The 3454-nt window shown below is 64.8% G+C and carries 5 protein-coding genes; all 5 read left to right on the top strand.

Annotated features, from left to right (window positions below; all coding sequences use genetic code 11):
* The first annotated feature begins 110 nt into the window (after positions 1–110).
* Positions 111–587 carry a restriction endonuclease subunit S gene (locus tag GF405_08765; protein MBD3368245.1) on the top strand — a complete coding sequence of 159 codons (477 nt, stop codon included), beginning with the start codon at positions 111–113 and terminating at the stop codon, positions 585–587.
* Positions 584–1159 carry a hypothetical protein gene (locus GF405_08760; GenBank protein MBD3368244.1) on the top strand — a complete coding sequence of 192 codons (576 nt, stop codon included), beginning with the start codon at positions 584–586 and terminating at the stop codon, positions 1157–1159. Before GF405_08765 ends, GF405_08760 begins: the two co-directional genes overlap by 4 nt.
* Positions 1156–2061 carry a DUF4868 domain-containing protein gene (locus GF405_08755; GenBank protein ID MBD3368243.1) on the top strand — a complete coding sequence of 302 codons (906 nt, stop codon included), beginning with the start codon at positions 1156–1158 and terminating at the stop codon, positions 2059–2061. The genes GF405_08760 and GF405_08755 overlap by 4 nt, the downstream gene beginning before the upstream one ends.
* Positions 2054–2794, top strand: coding sequence for a hypothetical protein (locus GF405_08750; GenBank protein ID MBD3368242.1), 741 nt, complete (start codon positions 2054–2056; stop codon positions 2792–2794). The genes GF405_08755 and GF405_08750 overlap by 8 nt, the downstream gene beginning before the upstream one ends.
* Before the next feature lie 11 nt (positions 2795–2805).
* Positions 2806–3454: DEAD/DEAH box helicase (locus GF405_08745; protein MBD3368241.1), on the top strand; the 649-nt coding region annotated here is incomplete at its 3' end.

The raw sequence follows: 3454 nt of genomic DNA, 5'->3' as shown, positions 1-3454 counted from the left end.
CCCTGGGTGATGTATTGTCCCAGCGGATAGAACGATGCACAGCGTCGGCCGCCACCGCCGTTCAACCGTATGTGCCGATCGACTGCATTTCGTCGCAGTCGCTTCTCCTGATGGACAGCAAACCCGGTGAGGAAGCGAAGACTAGTCTCACCAGGTTCTACAAGGGTGACCTGCTATTCGGAGCGATGCGGCCGTACTTCCACAAGGTGTGCATCGCGCCGTTCGACGGAGCCACACGAACGACTGCATTTGTACTGTACGCCAAGCAGAGAGCTGACTTCGGGTTTGCAGTGTTGTTGCTGCACCGACCGGAGACTATTGATTTCGCGACGAATCATTCGACCGGCAGCACGATCCCGTACGCGGTATGGGCGAACTCAATGGAGACGATGCCGGTCGTCCTGCCGCCCCACCACGTGAGGATCGCAGTCAACGACCTGACTGCCGGAATTCTTGATCGCATCCAGGAGCCGTATTTCGAGTGCCGCACCCTTGCCGCCCTTCGCGACACGCTGCTGCCCAAGCTCATCTCCGGCGAGCTCAGAGTGAGAGACGCAGAGAAGTTCATCAAGAGGGTCTCTCCATGAGCGGCCGCCCAGCCAGCACGCACCGTGAGGGGCTCAAGGCCGCCCGTCTGCTAATGGTCCTCAGCAGCATCTCGCCCCTCTTCATCCTGTGGGCGATTCGCGGGAACAGCCTCATCCCCGACCGCTGGTTCATCGCGTTCTGCGCCCTGATGGTCGTCGTCCCGAACGCTTTCCTGTGGCTGCGGATCCGGACGGCGAAGAAGCAGGCCGACAAGTGCGAGCTCACCGTCGGAACGGCCGACGACCACCGTGACCACATCCTGGTCTACCTCTTCGCGATGCTGCTGCCGTTCTACTCGGAAGACCTCGGGAGCTGGCGCTACCTCGGTGCCTCGGTCGCCGCCTTGGCGTTCATCGTGTTCCTGTTCTGGCACCTCAACCTGCACTACATGAACCTGCTGTTCGCGGCGCTCGGTTTCCGGGTCTTCACCGTCTATCCGCCCGCCGACGGCAACCCGCTCACCGGCAAGACCCGCCAGGCCCTGATCACCCGCCGCGTGAGCTTGGCCTCCGGCGACAGGATCATCGCCTATCGGCTGAGCGACACGGTCTACCTGGAGGCCGAGGCATGAGGCTGAAGTTCGACCTCGGGAACGTAATCGTCACGGAGTTCGGCGTGGGCCGGGACGACGGCAGCGGGCAGACGTTCGTCGCAGTGTCCGTGGATGCGGACGTGCAGGGCGCGCTGCGCGAGATGGTGCAGGCAACCTGGGGCGCCATGCAGAATGACGCAGAGGGTCCGGCGAAGTACCAGCCCTCCGAGAAGCACGGGAGCATCGAGTACCTCTACCTGCCGTTGGAGGACGCCATGGCCTCCGCCGTGCGCACGCTGCACGAGGCGACGAATCTGGACATCGAGGGCGGTGCCCTCGACGAGCCGGCGGACATGTTCTGCTACTTCGTGCGGCTGACCGACAAGAAGGGGCAGCATTTGACCGCTCTCCGTCGCGCGTCGCAGTTCAAGGGAGTTCTGAAGAAGCGGCTGGTCCGATTCGTCTCTGACTCGCTGAAGTTGATCGAAGACAGCGTCTTCAAGCTGGACAGCGACTTCGACCTTCTCGTCGACGCGGCCAACGTCCACATCCTGCGGCCCAGCGGTTTCGAGTTCGCAGGCAAGCTCCAGCAGGCGATTCTAGATGCGGTGCCGGAGAACATCGGGGCGATCGGGAAGGACCTCACGTTCGTGGAGTTCGACGGTATCGAGGCCTACGCCGGCAAACACCCTCGCGCGGCCCGGTACCTCGCCTCGATTCGAGGGCAGGAGGAGACGAAGAACATCGACAAGTCCCTGCTGAAGAAGCTCTGCAAGCAGACCGGCGTCGAGGTCAGGGAGTCGAAGGGCAAGGTCACCATCAGCGAGGGCCACGAGTTGGGGTTCCTGGAGGTCCTGGACCGGCGCCGGTACGAAGTGAGCCTCGTGCAGGAGAAGCCCGAGCGATATCGCGCAGCAAGTCGAAGGAGGATCGATGGCTAGCCCGAGTGCAGAGAGAGCGCGCGCGGCGGAGGCCCGTGATTCGCCCTTCGTCATGCACGGGGCCCGTGATGCGGTCGCCTGCGGGTTGGGGCACATCGAGCAGCAGGTCCACGCGCTCGAACTGGCAGTGGCGGAGAACCCCGGCCTCGCCTTCGACCTCGCCAAAACGCTCGTCGAGAGCGTGTGTCGGGCGGTCCTGGGAGAACGGTCGATTGCATTCGCAGATGCGGATGACCTGCCCAAGCTCTTTAAGACCGCTTCGCGCCATCTGCCGCTTCTACCACCTTCCGCACCGGACGCTTCCAAGACTCGCAAGAGCCTGGCCCAGACGCTGAACGGCCTTAGCACGGCGATTCAAGGAGTCTGCGAGCTCCGCAATCAGTGCGGGTTTGCTTCGCACGGGGCAGGTTTCCCCCGCCCGACCATGGAGTCGGCGCAAGCGTTGCTCGCCGCCCAGGCCGCCGACACGATCGTCGGCTTTCTTCACCGCGTCCATTGTCAGGACCGGACGATGCCGCGTTCGCCATTCGAGACGTTCGAGGGGAACCAGGCGTTCAACGACTCCGTCGACGAGACCCACGGGCCCATTCGCATCCTCGAGATCGAGTTCAGGGCCAGCGAGGTCCTCTTCCAGATGGAACCGGAGAGCTACCGGATCTACGCGAGCGAGTTCGACGACGAAACGAATGGCGCCGGCGGCGCCGCGGACACTCCGCCGGAGGTCACGCCATGACGGAACACGGTATGACGGAATCCGTCGTCGAGCAGGCAGCGCTCGCGTGGCTGGAAAGCGCCGGCTGGGAGATCGCCCACGGCCCGGACATCGCCCCTGACACGCCCGGCGCCGAACGTTCCAGCTACGCCGAGGTCGTGCTCGAGCGCCGGCTGCGCGACGCGCTTGCGCGCCTGAATCCCGACCTGCCCGCCGAGGCTATGGAGGAGGCCCTCCGCAAGCTGCTCCGCGTCGAGGGGCCGGACCTCGTGGCCCGCAACCGGACGTTCCACCGACTCCTCGTCGACGGCGTCACCATCGAGTACCGCGACGCCGACGGCGCGATCCGCGGCGCACAGGCGCGGGTACTGGACTTCGACGACGTCTCGGCCAACGACTGGCTGGCGGTGAACCAGTTCACCGTGACCGAGAACAAGCACACGCGCCGGCCGGACGTGGTGCTGTTCGTGAACGGCCTGCCGCTGGCGGTGCTGGAGCTCAAGAACGCTGCGAGCGAGGACGCGACGATCTGGACCGCCTTCCAACAGGTCCAGACCTACAAGAACGAGATCCCGGCGCTCTTCGCCACCAACGCCGTGCTCGTGGTCTCCGACGGCGTCGAGGCGCGGGCCGGCACGCTCACGGCCGGGCGGGAGTGGTTCAAGCCGTGGCGCACGGTCT

It is taken from the genome of Candidatus Effluviviaceae Genus V sp., from assembly GCA_014728125.1.
GTDB lineage: Bacteria > Joyebacterota > Joyebacteria > Joyebacterales > Joyebacteraceae > WJMD01.
The sequence above is the reverse complement of the archived record's forward strand: the minus strand, read 5'-3'. Positions and strand labels throughout refer to the sequence as shown.